A 14,938-nucleotide genomic window follows, 5' to 3' on the forward strand; every position below is an offset into this window, starting at 1 on the left:
GAAGAAATGCTTTTTTATTCATCTTAAACATATTTTAATGGGTTAATAAAAATCTCTAAAACAATCCAGAGAAAAATAATTAGTAATATTGCAATAATTCCAATTAAAACATGCTTAGTTTTTTGTGGGTAAGAGTTCCCAAAGAGGAAAACTAAGCAAAAGACTATAATGGTAATTAAAATTGCAGCTAAAGATAAAAAACTAAACATAAATTGCTCACTTTCCTTATAGTATATAAGTATAAAGTAGTTTGACAAATAGTACCAAAGAAAATTTAATTGGGGTATAGTAGAAGATACAAAATATAAGGTAAGGATAAATTATGAATAAAGTAAAAGTAATGACAGTTTTTGGTACTAGACCAGAAGCTATTAAAATGGCACCGTTAGTGTTGAAGCTAAAAAAAGATGATCGTTTTGAAGAGATAACAGTCGTAAGTGCTCAACATCGTGAAATGTTGGATCAGGTTTTAGATATTTTTAAAATTAAACCTGACTATGATTTTAATATCATGCATAAAAATCAAACATTAGAAGATATTACTTCAAAAGTAATGCTTGATATGGCTAAAGTAATAAAAAACGAGCAACCAGACATTGTTTTGGTTCATGGGGATACAACAACTAGCTTTGCGGCTGGCTTAGCAACTTTTTATGAACAAACAAAGTTAGGCCATGTGGAGGCTGGCCTTAGAACCTGGAATAAGTATTCTCCGTTTCCAGAAGAGATGAATCGGCAAATGACTGATGATTTAACTGATTTATATTTTGCACCAACTAAATTAAGCAAACAAAACTTAATTAAAGAAAACCATCCCGCTGATAATATTTATGTGACTGGGAATACTGCCATTGATGCTTTGGAACAGACGGTTAAAGAAGATTATCATCACGATGTTCTGGATGAAATTAACCCAGATAGTAAGATTATTTTAGTTACCATGCACCGCAGAGAGAATCAAGGAGAACCGATGCGACGCGTCTTTAAAGTTATGAAACAGGTAGTTGATAGTCATAAAGACGTTGAAATTATCTATCCGGTTCATCTGTCTCCACGTGTACAAAAGGTAGCTAAAGAGGTATTAAGTGACGATCCGCGAATTCACTTGATTAAACCCCTAGATGTAGTTGATTTTCATAATTTAGCTAAAAAAAGCTACTTTATTATGACTGATTCGGGTGGAGTTCAAGAAGAAGCTCCTTCTCTAGGTAAGCCAGTATTAGTTTTACGTGATACAACTGAGCGTCCTGAAGGGGTAGCAGCTGGAACTTTAAAACTTGTAGGAACCGAAGTAGAGAAGGTTCGTGCTGAAATGATACGGTTACTTGAAGATGAAAAAGCTTATACTGAAATGGCAAATGCGAAAAATCCATATGGGGATGGAAAAGCAGCTGATCGGATTATGGATGCAATTGCTTACTATTTTGACAAGGAACATAATCAAAAACCAGTTGATTTTAACTAAAAAAAGCTCCATTTTTATGGAGCTTTTTTAGATCACTTTTTATTAAAGTAGTCTTTAAATTTTTTAGCGAATTTACCACTAGTATTAAGAAAAATTGATTTGGTAGTTAAATAGTTGAAAATACCTACTAAAATTTGATCGATTATTTTTACAAAAAATGCATTCCAATGAAGCCAAGAAATACCAACTAGCATAATTAAGTTATCCGGGACTAAACTAATGACTCGGTAAATAAAGAATAAACAAATTTGGTAAACTACTCCATGATTTTTATCGACATTTTGAATGAATACACCATGTTTATTAAAAGAAAAAGAGGCTAAATTAGAAATAATAAATGCGATTGTGTTGGCATAAATCACAGGCATTTTCCAAATATTATGCAATAAAAGAAAGCAGGCAATATTAATAAGGGCTGCTAGAAAACCGAAGATAACATAAACATAAAAATTTCGGTGTCTCGCAACCAATTTACTCCCGAGTTCTCTCAACTGCTCTTGAGTAATCTTTTGCCCCTTCCTTTTAGGGTGATTTTTAGCCATTAAATGCCTCAACTATTTCTTCAGTAGCTTGATCAATTAAGGCAATGTCTTCATCATCGACTGCATTTTCTATTTTAACTGGTTTTGCTGCTTCAATAGCGCCACATTTAATAAATGCTTTTTCAAAATCATCTACATTTTCACAATAGTGATCTTTATAGGTCTTGTCTCCTGAACCCATTACAGCAAATTTTTTACCGGATAGGTCAAGTGTGATCAGTTGGTCATAAAAGTCTTTTAATTCATCAGTCATCACGCCTTCGCCATATGTATAAGTAACCATCACGCAAAGGTCAGCATCAAGATAAGAGCTAGCATCTGCAAAACTGACGTCAATATTTTCTACGTCAAAACCTGCATCTTGTAAGTTTTCTTCTAAAATTTCTGCCATATCTTCATCATTACCAGTCATGCTGGCAAAGACAATTTGTGCTTTCATGCAAAAAACTTCTTTCTATAACGTTTTCTCTTATTATACTAAAGAAGTATAGAGGTTTGTAAATCTTAAGAGAAATTATTTAAGAAAAGCTTTATAATGAATGGTTGAGACTTTCTTAATAACTACAAAATCATACCTATTTAAGGTATGCTAAGAGTATATAAATTAAAAAAGGAGACTTTTTAATGATAACAATTAAATCAAAGCGCGAGTTGCAAGGGATGCAAAAATCTGGTCGCGTTTTAGCAGCTATGTTTGAAGGTTTACGTGATGTTATTAAACCTGGAATTTCAACTTGGGAAATTGAAGAATTTGCTCAAGATTTTATGAAAAAACATGGTGGGCGTCTTTCAGAACAAGGTTTTGAAGGATATAAGTATGGAACTTGTATTAGTGTAAACGATGAAATTGCTCATGCGATTCCTAGAAAAGATAAGATCCTAAAAGAGGGTGACTTAGTCAGCGTTGACGTTACTTGCAACGTTGATGGCTATGAAACTGATTCATGTACTACTTATGGTGTTGGTGAAATTTCTGCCGAAGACAAAAAATTAATGGACGTTACTAAGAAAGCAATGTACATGGGAATTGATCAAGCGGTTGTTGGAAATCGTATTGGTGATATTGGTAGCGTTATTCAAAATTATGTTGAAGATGAAAATGGCTATGGTGATGTACGTGAACTTGTAGGCCATGGTATTCAACCATCAATCCACGAAGATCCAGAAGTTCCTCACTGGGGTAAGGCAGGTCATGGTCTGCGTTTACGCGAAGGAATGACTATTACAGTTGAACCAATGGTTGAAGCTGGTGGAGACTGGAGAATCGAACAAAAAACTGTATCAGATCCTAATGATGATTGGGTTTACTATGCAACTCCAGATGGTTCGAAGGCAGCTCAATTTGAACATACTTTTGCAATTACTCCAGATGGACCAAAGATCTTAACTTTGCAAAAGCCATATGATGGCTATGAAAAATATCTTCCTCACTTTTTAGATGAAGATTAATAGATAGTAAGACCATGAATTCTTTTCTCAATCAGACTAAAAACCGTATAACAGAGTTTTTTCAGTTATTATCTAAATATATTAGCCAAGGCGAGATAAATCAGACTTCAATTATTATTGCTTATTATGTGCTATTAAGTATTTTTCCAATCATAATTATTATTGGAAATGTTTTACCTTTGCTTAATATCGACACTGAGCCAATTGCTCGTTATCTTGAATTGATTTTTCCATCTCAAGTTTCAAGTCTAATTATGCCAATTATCAATGCTTTATTGAAAAAACACTCCAGTGGTTTTATTTCTCTTGGTATTGTGATTGCTATTTGGTCTTTAAGTTGTTTGGTTAATTCAATTCGCTTAGCAGCAAATAAAATTTATGGCGTTGATAAAAAAGAAAAAGGTAAGTCATGGTGGAACTATTTACTTGCTAGAACGTTTACTTTTGTTCTTTCTGTGATTTTGGTAGTTGGCTTTTCAATAATAATTTTTGTTGTTACCTTTGGTAGACAGATTATGGAATTCTTGGCTCCAATTTTTAATCTATCCTTGTGGTGGGTATATAAGTTAGAAAATTATCGTTGGCCGATTATAATTTTGGTTATGGTTATTATAAATTTGTATATTAACTATGTCATTCCCAACATCACTGTACAAAAGCGCATAGTATGGCCTGGAGTATGGTTTACTGTAGTGAGCTGGAGCGCCTTATCCTATTTCTTTGGTTTATATTTGAGGCAATTTGGAACGCGCTGGCAAAACTATGGAATTGTAGGTTCTTTTATAATCTTTATGTTATGGCTAAATGTAGGTTCATTTTTACTTTTGCTTGGCATTTGTCTTAATGCCACAGAGGATGAATTAAAAGGTAGAAAAATTGAATACAGTCGTAGCCCGATTTTGAGAATTTTTAGAAAAAAATAGTAAATTGTCTAAATAAGTTTCTAGAAGTTTGGTAAAATACACTAAGGAAAGCTTATTTTGTGAGGAGAATAAAATGAAAGTAAGAAAAGCAGTTATTCCAGCAGCTGGATTAGGTACTAGATTTTTACCTGCCACTAAGGCTATGCCTAAGGAAATGGTACCGATTGTTGATAAACCAACAATTCAATTTATTGTAGAAGAAGCTAAAAAATCTGGAATTGAAGATATCTTGATCGTTACTGGTAAAAACAAGCGTTCTATCGAAGATCACTTTGATGCTAACCCAGAACTAGAACAAGATTTGGAAGAAAAGGGTAAGACTGAACTTTTACACTTAACCCAATCAATTACTAACTTAGGTGTTAACCTTTACTACACTCGTCAACCACACCCAGCTGGTTTAGGGGATGCGATTTTAAGAGCTCGTAGCTTCGTTGGGGATGAACCATTTGCTGTTATGCTTGGTGACGACTTGATGGATGACAAGGTTCCACTAACTAAGCAATTGATCGATCGCTATGACAAGACTCATGCATCAACTATTGCTGTTATGCCTGTACCACATGAAGAAGTTTCTAAGTATGGTGTTATTGATCCAGATAGCGAAATTGAACCTGGTTTAATTAACGTTAAGGCCTTTGTTGAAAAGCCAGACGTTGATAAGGCACCTAGTGACTACGCAATTATTGGTCGTTACTTGTTAACTCCTGAAATTTTTGATATTTTAGCACATCAAAAACCTGGTCGTGGTGGCGAAATTCAATTAACTGACGCAATTGATACTATGAACAAGACTCAACGAGTATTCGCTCATGTATTTAATGGTGAACGTCACGATGTTGGTAACAAGGAAGGTTACCTTGAAACATCAATTGAATATGGTTTATCTCACCCTCAAATTAAAGATGATTTACGTGAGTACATTATTAACATGGCTCAAAAATTACAAAAAGAAGATAAAAACTCAAAGAAGAAATAATAAGAGTTCTTTGGAACTATAAGACTGACTATTTCGTCAGTCTTATTTTTTTGTTTAAAAAGATGTAATCTTTTTGCCAAGTTCTTATAAATAGTGAGAAAATATAAATAACTATTTTTATAAGGATAAAATGATGATTGAATATAAAAATATTTCAAAAAAATACGATGGACAAGAAATCTTAAAAGATGTTTCTTTCGCAGTGAAAAAAGGAGATATTTTTGTTTTAGTTGGGCCAAGTGGGAGCGGGAAGACAACGTTGCTAAAGATGTTTAACCGGCTTATTGAACCAACAAAGGGACAAATTCTTCTAAATGATAAACCAATAAAAGAATATAATTTGCGTAAACTAAGGGAAAAGACAGGGTATGTATTGCAAACAGCTAGTTTGTTTCCAAATTTAACTGTTGGTGAAAATATTACAATTGTGTTAGAGCAAGAAGGTGTCGATCGCAAAGAACGGCGAAAAAAACAGGAAGAGCTATTAAAATCGGTTGATTTGGATCCAAAATTATATTGTGATCGCAGGCCGAGTGAACTATCAGGTGGTGAACAACAACGAGTTGGCATTGTTCGGGCTTTAGCAGCGGATCCTGAAGTTGTTTTAATGGATGAACCTTTTTCTGCTCTTGATCCAGTTGTAAGAAAGCAACTACAAGACTTACTTATTAATTTACATGAACAATTTAATAAGACAGTAATGTTTGTAACACATGACATGCAAGAAGCTATTCGTTTAGGAAACACAATTGGAATTTTGCATAAAGGTGTTTTAGAGCAAGTTGGCAAACCTAGAGAAATTTTAAGACATCCTGCTACAAAATTTGTACAGGAATTTTTTGCAGGAAATAGAATTAATCAAAAGCTCGACCTTGAAACTTTATTGAAGAGTGAATTGGGCGTAGATCCACGATTCTATCCTAAAGTGGATACCCTTGTTCGTTATCACGTTGATAGCGTAGAGGATTTAATTAAAGATTGTTCTAACCATCCTGATACTCTGTTTGTTGCAGAGACCAGGTTTGGTGAATTTTTAATTGAGCCAAAAAGAGTTTGGAATTTCTTTTTAAAGTGGGTGGCTGGACATGATTAAATCACTATGGCAGATGTTACTAACTGAACATGAACAAATTTGGGCTACCACGCTTGTTCATATTAAGATTTCTCTGATTGCCTTGCTGATTGCAATGGTAATTGCAATTCCGCTGGCTTTTATTTTAAAAGGTCACAAAAAAGCTGCTGAATTTACACTTCAAATAGCGGGAATTATTCAAACAATTCCTAGTTTGGCGGTTCTAGGTTTACTGCTCCCATTTGTTGGAATCGGAACTGTGCCAGCAGTCATTGCATTAGTTTTATATGCAATTATGCCAATATTTCAAAATACTTATTCGGGATTAACGGAAATACCCGAAAATCTAGAAGAAGCAGCTACTGCCTTTGGACTCACTAAATGGAAAAAGTTGCAGCGACTAGAAATTCCCATGGCTATGCCAATGATAGTAGCAGGAATTCGGATCGCTCTAGTTATGATTATTGGTACTGCCACTTTAGCTGCTTTAATTGGTGGCGGAGGCTTAGGGACTTATATATACGTTGGAATTAATTCAAACAATAATACTGAAGTCTTAATGGGAGCAATTTTATCTGCATTGCTTGCTCTAATATTTAGTGGCGTTTTGAAATTTATTTCAAAAAATAATAAACGTCTAAAAGTAGGAAGTGCACTAATTGCCCTAGCTTTAGTAATTTGGGGTGGAAGTAGCCTGTATAACCATTATGCTAATACTTCTAAAAATGTTGCTGAACCAAAACAAACGATTACCATTGCTGGAAAAATGGGATCAGAACCAGCTATTTTGATTAATATGTATAAGGACCTAATCGAAAAGAATGACCCCAATACTAAGGTAGTTTTAAAACCTAACTTTGGTGGAACCACATTTTTATTCAAAGCTCTTCAAACCGATAAGATTGATATTTATCCTGAATTTACAGGTACAGTTTTACAAACTTTAGTCAAAACTGGTAAAAAGACCGGGAATGATCCAAATCAAGTTTATGTAGAAGCTAGAAGCGACTTAAAGAAACAATTTGATATGGAATATCTGAAGCCAATGGCTTACCAGAATGGTTATGCTTTAGCTACAACACAAAAATTTGCTAAAGACAATCACTTGACCAAGATGAGTGACTTAAACCGTGTAAATAAAAAAGTACATGCAGCCTTTGATCCAGACTTTACCTCATTAAAAGATGGCTATCCGGGCTTAAAGAAAATCTATAAGTTAGATTTTGCTTCAATTAAGAGTACTGAATCGAGCATTCGCTATCATGCTATTGCTAATAATCAAGCTAATGTTGTTGATGGCTATACAACAGATGCAGAAATTAAGAAGTATAATTTAGTGATGCTAGATGATGATAAGAAATTCTTCCCACCATATCAGGGAGCTCCCCTAATGAGGGCAAAATTTGCAGAGAGAAATCCTCAAATTGTAAAGGATTTAAATAAATTGGCTGGTAAAATTACTACTGAAGAGATGCAGCAGATGAATTATCAAGTTAATGTTAAGCATGAGAAACCTGCTAAAGTAGCTCATGATTATTTGGTAAAACATGGATTAATTTAGAAAAGAGAAAAAATGACAAAATATACAGTAAAAAGTGAATTAACTGATACTCCTTGGCAAATTGAAAATCGAACAAAGAAAAATAAATTCATGGCTGATGAATCAGCAAGTGGTAAAAATGTTGCCCCGAATCCAGTAGAATATTTAGCTGGTGCTGTTAACTCTTGTATTTCAATTTCTGCAGGGATGATTGCAAATGTACATCATTTAGATGTAAAGAACTTTAAAGTAACAAATCAGGCAATTACTACTAAACTCGGCCATGGAAAGTCAGTTGTTAGTGAAATGTTGATTACGGTTTCTTTTGAAAGCTCTATGTCTCAAGAAGAAAAACAAGACTTTCTAGACCATACTCTACATGTTTCAACTGTTTATCAAACAGTATCACAAAGTGTAAAAATATATGTAGAATTAGAAAATTAAGCTATCAATTTGCTCTTAGTCGGATAAGACTAAGGGCATTTTTGATTTTTTTATGAATATAAGGCAAGATAGAAACTAATTAAGTTTGAGGAGGAGTTTAAGTGAAAAAATAGTTGCTAAACCGGTAAATATGTTTGAATTATTCTTTGATTTAGTTTTTGTATATGCGATTTCTAGAATTACGGCGATGATTCATCATCCTGTTAATGGAGGTATTCCTTTAGCTACTTTTTAGAGTTTTTATTAGTCGTCGTTGTAGTAATGGAAATCTGGCTCTATCAGGTTGTTTATTTTAATCGATACAGCAAGAATAACTTTTTAGACATTGCCGGACTTGTTTTTAATGTGTTTACAGCAGTTTACTTAGCCAACAATATTAATACGGAATGGCGCATAACCTTTCACTATTTTAATATTGCGATGGCTGTAATGGTTGCAACAATATTTTGTCAGTATTTATTCACTTCGGTTAATGAAGTTAATGATAAAAGAGAATTCTTATTTATTTTAGGAACAGAGTTCTTTTTAGTAATTTTAGGGTTGATACTTGGTTATTCTGTAGGGATTTATTTCTGTATTGCTGCTTATATTATTGGTTTGATTTTACCAATCTTTTTATGGGAAAAATTTAAGGCTGAAAGAGTTAATTTCCCTCATTTTGTGGAGAGAGTCAGTTTGATAGTCATTATTGCGTTTGGAGAAGCAATTGTTAATTTAGCAAATTACTTCAATAGTAAGACTCCCCTTATGTATGCTGCATTTTTATTTTTATCACTAGTTTTAATGTTTGCTAGCTATGTACTTTTATCTGATAAGATCATTAACCATCATCAAATTAGTAGAGGATTTGTCTTAATGTATAGTCATATTGCAATTGTGATTTCTGTATTGTTAATGACTGTAGATGCCCTATATTTAAATAATAAAAATGTGGACCGTAAGTTTTTGTATGGGTTAATTGTAGTTACGATTGTACTTTATTATTTCTCTTTGATTGTGAACCAAGTTTATAGTAAGAAGGCATATCGATTTGAAAAAATTGAGGCAATAACTCTCTTAACTATATTTATTCTTGGAGCTTTAATTTTATGGTTAGTTAAAAATTCTATTTTGGGAGTTATGATCTGCTTATTAATATGGAATCTTGCCTTTTTCTTAGTTTTTCTAATGAAAAGCAAAAATTCTTTAAATTAACATTATTATAGTTATTAAAAAAATCTCGACTGCTATAATATTAGTAAATTAATAAAGAGGGTTTAATATGGATATTTATGGTGGCTATACTCCAGTGCTAGATAGTTTACTTAATCAAATGCTGGAGTATTTTAGAAAAGAAAATAAACTTCATCAAGAGAAAACCGGCGATAGCCTATATGAACACTTGATTGGCCGAGTTAAGCGGCCAGAAAGTATGATTGAAAAATGTCAACGAAAAGAATTGCCGGTAACCCCAAAATCAGCTCTAAAAGAAAATCGAGATAGTGTAGGTATCCGTGTGGTTTGCAATTTTATAGATGACATTTATACCTGTATCGATTTGATTAAGGAATGGGACGACGTAGAAATAGTTAAGCAAAAAGATTACATTACAAATGCTAAACCAAATGGGTATCGTTCTTACCATATGATTTTAGATGTTGAAAGACCTGAAGAAGATATTGTAGGAAATACACCTGGTCACTACTATGTTGAAGTACAACTTAGAACGATAGCGATGGATACTTGGGCTAGTTTAGAGCATGAAATGAAGTATAAGCATAAGATAAAGAATCCCGAAATGATTGGTAAAGAGTTAAAGCGAGTAGCTGATGAATTAGCTTCTTGTGATGTAAGTATGCAGACTTTGCGCCATTTAATTAGAGAGGAAGATTAACTTAATGAAAATTTTGCTTGCAGAAGATGAAGAACAGTTATCTCGTGTTTTGGTAGCCGCAATGCAGAGTGTTAATTATGAGGTGGATCCTGTTTTTAATGGACGGGATGCAGTTGAACTTGCTAGGAAGAATTCATATGACGTTATTATCTTAGATATTATGATGCCAGTCATGGATGGAATTACTGCTCTAAAGGAAATTCGCAAGAGTGGCGATAAGACTTATGTTTTAATGTTAACCGCAAAAGCAGACGTTGATGATCGAGTAACTGGTTTAGATAGCGGAGCTGATGATTATTTAACTAAGCCATTCTCACTGAAAGAGTTGCTAGCACGTTTACGTTCAAAAGAGCGACGAGACGATCAATATACACCTAATGAGGTTGAAGTAGGAGACCTGGCTTTAAATGTTGCTGAACAAGAGTTAGTCAGTCACAATTCGATTCGTTTAGGAAGTAAAGAAACACAGCTTTTGAATTACTTAATGCTTAATGAAGGAAAAGAATTTTCAACTTCAGATTTACTAGCACATGTTTGGAAAGATGATGAGGAAGCTAGTGAAGATGTAGTCTGGATTTATATTTCTTACTTAAGACAAAAGTTGCAGTCGATTCAAAGCTCAGTTCAGATTGTCGGTGAAAAAGGTGGTAGTTTTTCCTTAATTAGGTAGGTGAGCTAAAATGATCCAAAAGTTTCGTTGGAAATTTATTGGAATGTCGATTACAGCCTTGTTTATAGTACTAGTAATCACCTTAGGTGCTTTATTAGGAGTTAGCTATACTCAAAGTCATAATGAAGTGGATCGAGTTTTAACAGCCTTGGTGAACAATCAAGGACAATTAACCCCGCGGAATGCTAAGCCAGTCTTTGGTAATCAAAAAGATCCAATTAATAAAAATTTCTTAGCAGGGGAATATAATCCGGAGGCAGTTTTTCAATACCGTTACTTCACTGTTGCCGAAACTCCGCAGAGTAATCCGCGGATAGTAAATGATGACAATGTTTATGATGTTGGACGAGCTGAAATTCTTAGTACAAGTAAGAGAATTTTTAAGGATAAGACAACAGACGGCGTAGTGACAATTGGTAATAATCAGTATGCTTACCGTGTTGGGAAAAATCAGACTGGTCGTAAGTTTATTGTTTATTTAAATGAATCGCTGATTTATCATCGTTTTTCTCTCCTAGTTAGGGTATCGATTGTTTTAGGAATTGGTGCTTTGATTGTTTTTGCCTTGGTATTGATTTTGGTTTCTAAAAAGGCGATCGGTCCAATTATTACAACATATCGTAAACAGCGTGAGTTTATTACCAATGCTGGTCATGAATTAAAAACTCCTTTGGCCATTATTGCTGCTAATACCGAAATGGAAGAGATGTTAGGCAATAATTCTGAATGGAATAAAAGCACCAAGGAACAAGTTGATCGATTAACAAGGTTAATTAACCGATTAATTGCACTAGCTCGAACTGGTGAAACTGGTGAAGTGGTCCTAAATAAAGTGGATTTTTCTGAAATTGTTAAAAAGAATGTCAATAGCTTTAAGTCTGTAATGCAAAAAAATAATCTTAAATATAGTGGAATGATTATGCCAGATTTATATGTTAAGGCAGAGAAAAATGTTTTAAGTGAACTGATTAACATCTTACTAGACAATGCACGTAAATATTGCGATAAAGATGGGAAAGTGCAGGTAACCTTAACTAAAGGAAGGCTAGGAACAAATGCCATCTTAAAGGTTGCTAATACTTATAAAGAAGGAAAAGGAAAAGATTATTCGCATTTCTTTGAGCGCTTCTATCGAGAAGATGAATCACACAATTCGAAGCAATCAGGATTTGGAATTGGATTAGCAATGGCACAAGAGATTGTTCACACATTTCATGGGAAAATTCATGTTAGTCATAAAGATGATATGATTATCTTTACAGTAATTTTGAAATTAGCAAAATAAGAAAAAGCAGGTAGTTTTCGTTTTTTGAAGACTAGCTGCTTTTTGCATACTGTAAATTTTAAAATATTATTATTTAAAATAATATCCAATACATTGTTGAACTTGATGTTTCCATATGGTCTCACTCCTTTCTTTAACTAGAAGTTAAGCCTTAGTATCATCAACTAATTACATCTCATGAAAAATCAATTGTGTCTTATCTAAATTAATAGTATAAGTTTCTTCTTCTAGTGGACGCTTGGTCATCCCTTGGTCGGTTGAGTAGATAATTAAACCTAATCGGGCACCAGCTGGCAAGCGATAGAAGGTAGGTTGTAGTTCAAATTCTAAGTCATAGAATTTACCAGGTTCAACTTTTTCGGCATGTTTCATATCTGCATAGTTTTGAACATTCATGTGACCTTTAGTAATTAATTTAGCCTTAGTTTCTTTATCAGGAACGAATTCCTTCATTACCTCGGTGCCGAAGCGATAACCCAATTCTTGAATTTGATCATTAAATGACTTAGGAATTGGAGTGAGACGTTTTCTAGTACCTAGATCAACTAAAGCTACAGAAATTTGTCCTTTAGGAAGAGAAGTAGAAATACTCATTTTAATCTTAGGACGACCAACTACTGTAACAGTATGAATGAATTCATCAGTTACAAAACGCAATTGTTGATCAAGCCATTTTTCTTCTCCAGAAATGAAGTCGTACTGCCATTTTCCTTCAGAAATCTTAGCCTCTTTAAAGATTTTTCCACCTTGGTCTGTAAATGAAACTTTATCATTATCTTCTCCGCCATCTTTTAAGAGGCTGCCACTCTTATCTGGGAAGTAAATTTCTTTTTTACCTAATTCATTATTCCAAGTTGGTTCTTCATGCCAGATATCTGGTTGTAGATTATCTTGAATCATTACATCTTCCCATTGCTTGTAAGCATTATTTTTAATGTCTAACAATTCATGACAGAACCAGAGGTTCATTAAATCAGAAAAGTCAATGGAAAGAAGATTATTCATGTTGTAGTGCGGACCTTGGTGTAAGAATAGTTTATGTGCAATTGGTAATTTAGAAACTTTTTGCCAAATCTTATAAACATTCTTAGGCTTAACATTCCAGTCATTAAGACCATGAACTGAAATCCAAGAGCATTTAATATTATCAGTGTGGTGACGATAATTTCTAGCTTCCCAAAAATCAGAATATTGGCCAGTTTCACGATCTGATTTTTCTAAAAGCCGCTTTTGCATTGCATCGTATTTAGGTTTGATTTTTAGATAGTCACCTGCATCCCAAAGATTAGACTGACAAGTTTCAGCCAGCATATCTAAGTCTTCTCCTTGGCAAGCCTCTGGAGCAATGACTAATCCATGCTCGCGGTAGTAATCATACCAAGAAGAAATTGCAGCTTCAGAAACTACAGTTTTAAGTCCCTTCACCCCTGTAGTAGCAATTGCAATTTGAAGAGTACCAAGGTATGAACGACCAGTCATTCCGATATTCCCATTACACCAGGAAGCTTTTGTCTCATGCTTTCTAGTTCTGTCAGTATAGGCAATACGGTCACCATGAAGCCATTCAATAATTTCTTTAGCACTTTCAGTTTCTTCTGGTGCACCAGTAATTCTTAAACCGTCGGAACCGCGTGTTCCAATGGCACCAGCATAAACATTTGCAAATCCGCGTGCTAATAAATATTCATTTAGCGAATAGGCTGCTTTGTGTACTGCTTCTTCTGTAGCGGCTTGATCTTCACTAGCGGGCTTTTGAGCTTTAGCAGTAGGCATTGCCTCATACTTAGGGTAAGTACTCTTAGTAGCATCTTCTAGGTTGATATCTACATTGTGGTTTCGTTTTTCATTAGCAATAATTCCGCCAAAGTATGGATCTGCCGTATAGAGAGCAGGGAACTTGAAGTTGTTTGATTGATAAGGACGAAAGACTGTGACTTGAAGTAAATCAGGTTTGCCATCTTCATCAGTATCAAGGTCACTTTCAACATAAACCACTTCACGAATAACCTTACTCATATCAAAAACTGGGAGTGACTTACCATTAAAGTACATAAATTTATTATTACCATAAAACTGGGTGAAGTAACCTTTACCAGCCATATTATCAATGAAAGTTTGGCCATTTTTAGCGCGAGTGTTAAGTAGGCGGTAGAAGACTTTAACTAATTCATTACGATCAATTTCTTCTTGATCAGTATAAGGAAGGGCATTAGCCTTCATTCGTGCTAATGGATCATTTAAGTCATAATCGTAGCCAACATGATAGCCGAGTAATTGCAAGGCAATATTATAAAATTGGTTACGTGAAATTGAATTAGGATTTTCAGCTAGAAAATCTTTTAAATTTTTATGATCACTAACTGCAAATTCTGCTAATTTGGCTTCTTTTGCACCATAAGTTTTGGCTTCGGCAACGGAGTTTTCAACTAGTGTTGCTAAAAGGCCGGAAAAACTATTTTCTTTCCAATCATTAGGTAAGAAGTTAATAGATTGTAGTTCTTTAACCATTTGGTCAAAGTCTGTTTTTAGATAACCATATTGATTATATTTCATTATAAAAAGCACTCCTTTTTTGTCTTTTCTCTTAATTTTTATTTTACTAGTTTTAATTGAATAAAAGAAGAATGAAACAATATTTTAAATTATGTAGGATAGCCTAAATTATTTTTAATTTAATCCAAAAACTGGTAAGTAAG

The 14,938-nt window shown here is 33.9% G+C and carries 15 protein-coding genes; 12 read left to right on the plus strand and 3 right to left on the minus strand.

Going from position 1 to position 14,938, the window contains the following annotated elements:
- The first annotated feature begins 322 nt into the window (after positions 1 to 322).
- A complete protein-coding gene (wecB, locus tag H0I41_RS03205) occupies positions 323 to 1,465 on the plus strand; it encodes a non-hydrolyzing UDP-N-acetylglucosamine 2-epimerase (protein ID WP_061400476.1) in 1,143 nt (380 codons plus the stop codon).
- A gap of 32 nt (positions 1,466 to 1,497) precedes the next feature.
- Here the strand turns inward: wecB and H0I41_RS03210 are convergent, their stop codons facing one another.
- On the minus strand, positions 1,498 to 2,007 hold the full coding sequence (locus H0I41_RS03210) for a GtrA family protein (RefSeq protein ID WP_069169004.1): 510 nt from the start codon (positions 2,005 to 2,007) through the stop codon (positions 1,498 to 1,500).
- Positions 2,000 to 2,446, minus strand: a complete 447-nt coding sequence (locus H0I41_RS03215; RefSeq protein WP_004897021.1) for a flavodoxin — start codon at positions 2,444 to 2,446, stop codon at positions 2,000 to 2,002. The genes H0I41_RS03210 and H0I41_RS03215 overlap by 8 nt, the downstream gene beginning before the upstream one ends.
- 185 nt (positions 2,447 to 2,631) lie before the next feature.
- Here H0I41_RS03215 and map point away from each other — a divergent pair, with 185 nt between their 5' ends.
- The 11 genes from map to H0I41_RS03265 all read left to right on the plus strand — a co-directional run bounded on the left by map (position 2,632) and on the right by H0I41_RS03265 (position 12,242).
- On the plus strand, positions 2,632 to 3,456 hold the full coding sequence (map, locus tag H0I41_RS03220) for a type I methionyl aminopeptidase (protein WP_011162298.1): 825 nt from the start codon (positions 2,632 to 2,634) through the stop codon (positions 3,454 to 3,456).
- Between the two features lie 14 nt (positions 3,457 to 3,470).
- Entirely contained in the window at positions 3,471 to 4,379 is a 909-nt protein-coding gene (locus tag H0I41_RS03225) for a YihY/virulence factor BrkB family protein (protein WP_086875058.1), read from the plus strand.
- A gap of 73 nt (positions 4,380 to 4,452) precedes the next feature.
- Positions 4,453 to 5,358: a UTP--glucose-1-phosphate uridylyltransferase GalU gene (gene galU, locus H0I41_RS03230; RefSeq protein ID WP_004897024.1), complete on the plus strand. Its 906-nt coding sequence runs from the start codon at positions 4,453 to 4,455 to the stop codon at positions 5,356 to 5,358.
- A 133-nt stretch (positions 5,359 to 5,491) separates the two neighbouring features.
- Positions 5,492 to 6,451, plus strand: coding sequence for an ABC transporter ATP-binding protein (locus H0I41_RS03235; RefSeq protein WP_043921306.1), 960 nt, complete (start codon positions 5,492 to 5,494; stop codon positions 6,449 to 6,451).
- Complete coding sequence (locus H0I41_RS03240; protein ID WP_135014125.1) at positions 6,444 to 7,991, plus strand: ABC transporter permease/substrate-binding protein; 1,548 nt, start codon at positions 6,444 to 6,446, stop codon at positions 7,989 to 7,991. Before H0I41_RS03235 ends, H0I41_RS03240 begins: the two co-directional genes overlap by 8 nt.
- Before the next feature lie 12 nt (positions 7,992 to 8,003).
- The gene (locus H0I41_RS03245; RefSeq protein ID WP_011162296.1) at positions 8,004 to 8,414 is read left to right on the plus strand and encodes an OsmC family protein; all 411 of its coding nucleotides are present in this window, start codon (positions 8,004 to 8,006) and stop codon (positions 8,412 to 8,414) included.
- A gap of 85 nt (positions 8,415 to 8,499) precedes the next feature.
- Positions 8,500 to 8,649: a low temperature requirement protein A gene (locus H0I41_RS09370; protein ID WP_004897028.1), complete on the plus strand. Its 150-nt coding sequence runs from the start codon at positions 8,500 to 8,502 to the stop codon at positions 8,647 to 8,649.
- A gap of 26 nt (positions 8,650 to 8,675) precedes the next feature.
- Positions 8,676 to 9,608 (plus strand): low temperature requirement protein A, encoded by a 933-nt coding sequence (locus H0I41_RS03250; protein ID WP_004897029.1) that lies wholly within the window; start codon positions 8,676 to 8,678, stop codon positions 9,606 to 9,608.
- Positions 9,609 to 9,675: 67 nt separating this feature from the next.
- Complete coding sequence (locus H0I41_RS03255; protein ID WP_004897030.1) at positions 9,676 to 10,287, plus strand: GTP pyrophosphokinase; 612 nt, start codon at positions 9,676 to 9,678, stop codon at positions 10,285 to 10,287.
- Positions 10,288 to 10,291: 4 nt separating this feature from the next.
- The gene (locus tag H0I41_RS03260) at positions 10,292 to 10,957 is read left to right on the plus strand and encodes a response regulator transcription factor (RefSeq protein ID WP_135014126.1); all 666 of its coding nucleotides are present in this window, start codon (positions 10,292 to 10,294) and stop codon (positions 10,955 to 10,957) included.
- A 10-nt stretch (positions 10,958 to 10,967) separates the two neighbouring features.
- Positions 10,968 to 12,242, plus strand: coding sequence for a sensor histidine kinase (locus H0I41_RS03265; protein WP_004897032.1), 1,275 nt, complete (start codon positions 10,968 to 10,970; stop codon positions 12,240 to 12,242).
- Positions 12,243 to 12,410: 168 nt separating this feature from the next.
- On the opposite strand, the gene H0I41_RS03270 is transcribed toward H0I41_RS03265, so the two are convergent.
- Positions 12,411 to 14,795, minus strand: a complete 2,385-nt coding sequence (locus tag H0I41_RS03270) for a Xaa-Pro dipeptidyl-peptidase (RefSeq protein WP_135014127.1) — start codon at positions 14,793 to 14,795, stop codon at positions 12,411 to 12,413.
- Between the last annotated feature and the right edge of the window lie 143 nt (positions 14,796 to 14,938).

The sequence above is a fragment of the Lactobacillus johnsonii genome (assembly GCF_014058685.1).
Lineage (GTDB): Bacteria > Bacillota > Bacilli > Lactobacillales > Lactobacillaceae > Lactobacillus.

Excerpts from the sequence above, each read along its gene's own strand:
- H0I41_RS03265 (WP_004897032.1), top strand. The coding sequence starts at position 10,968 with ATGATCCAAAAGTTTCGTTGGAAATTTATTGGAATGTCGATTACAGCC.
- H0I41_RS03245 (WP_011162296.1), top strand. The coding sequence starts at position 8,004 with ATGACAAAATATACAGTAAAAAGTGAATTAACTGATACTCCTTGGCAA.
- H0I41_RS03215 (WP_004897021.1), bottom strand. The coding sequence starts at position 2,446 with ATGAAAGCACAAATTGTCTTTGCCAGCATGACTGGTAATGATGAAGAT.
- H0I41_RS03255 (WP_004897030.1), top strand. The coding sequence starts at position 9,676 with ATGGATATTTATGGTGGCTATACTCCAGTGCTAGATAGTTTACTTAAT.
- H0I41_RS03250 (WP_004897029.1), top strand. The coding sequence starts at position 8,676 with ATGGAAATCTGGCTCTATCAGGTTGTTTATTTTAATCGATACAGCAAG.
- wecB (WP_061400476.1), top strand. The coding sequence starts at position 323 with ATGAATAAAGTAAAAGTAATGACAGTTTTTGGTACTAGACCAGAAGCT.
- H0I41_RS03225 (WP_086875058.1), top strand. The coding sequence starts at position 3,471 with ATGAATTCTTTTCTCAATCAGACTAAAAACCGTATAACAGAGTTTTTT.
- H0I41_RS03260 (WP_135014126.1), top strand. The coding sequence starts at position 10,292 with ATGAAAATTTTGCTTGCAGAAGATGAAGAACAGTTATCTCGTGTTTTG.
- map (WP_011162298.1), top strand. The coding sequence starts at position 2,632 with ATGATAACAATTAAATCAAAGCGCGAGTTGCAAGGGATGCAAAAATCT.
- H0I41_RS03210 (WP_069169004.1), bottom strand. The coding sequence starts at position 2,007 with ATGGCTAAAAATCACCCTAAAAGGAAGGGGCAAAAGATTACTCAAGAG.
- galU (WP_004897024.1), top strand. The coding sequence starts at position 4,453 with ATGAAAGTAAGAAAAGCAGTTATTCCAGCAGCTGGATTAGGTACTAGA.
- H0I41_RS03235 (WP_043921306.1), top strand. The coding sequence starts at position 5,492 with ATGATTGAATATAAAAATATTTCAAAAAAATACGATGGACAAGAAATC.
- H0I41_RS03240 (WP_135014125.1), top strand. The coding sequence starts at position 6,444 with ATGATTAAATCACTATGGCAGATGTTACTAACTGAACATGAACAAATT.
- H0I41_RS03270 (WP_135014127.1), bottom strand. The coding sequence starts at position 14,795 with ATGAAATATAATCAATATGGTTATCTAAAAACAGACTTTGACCAAATG.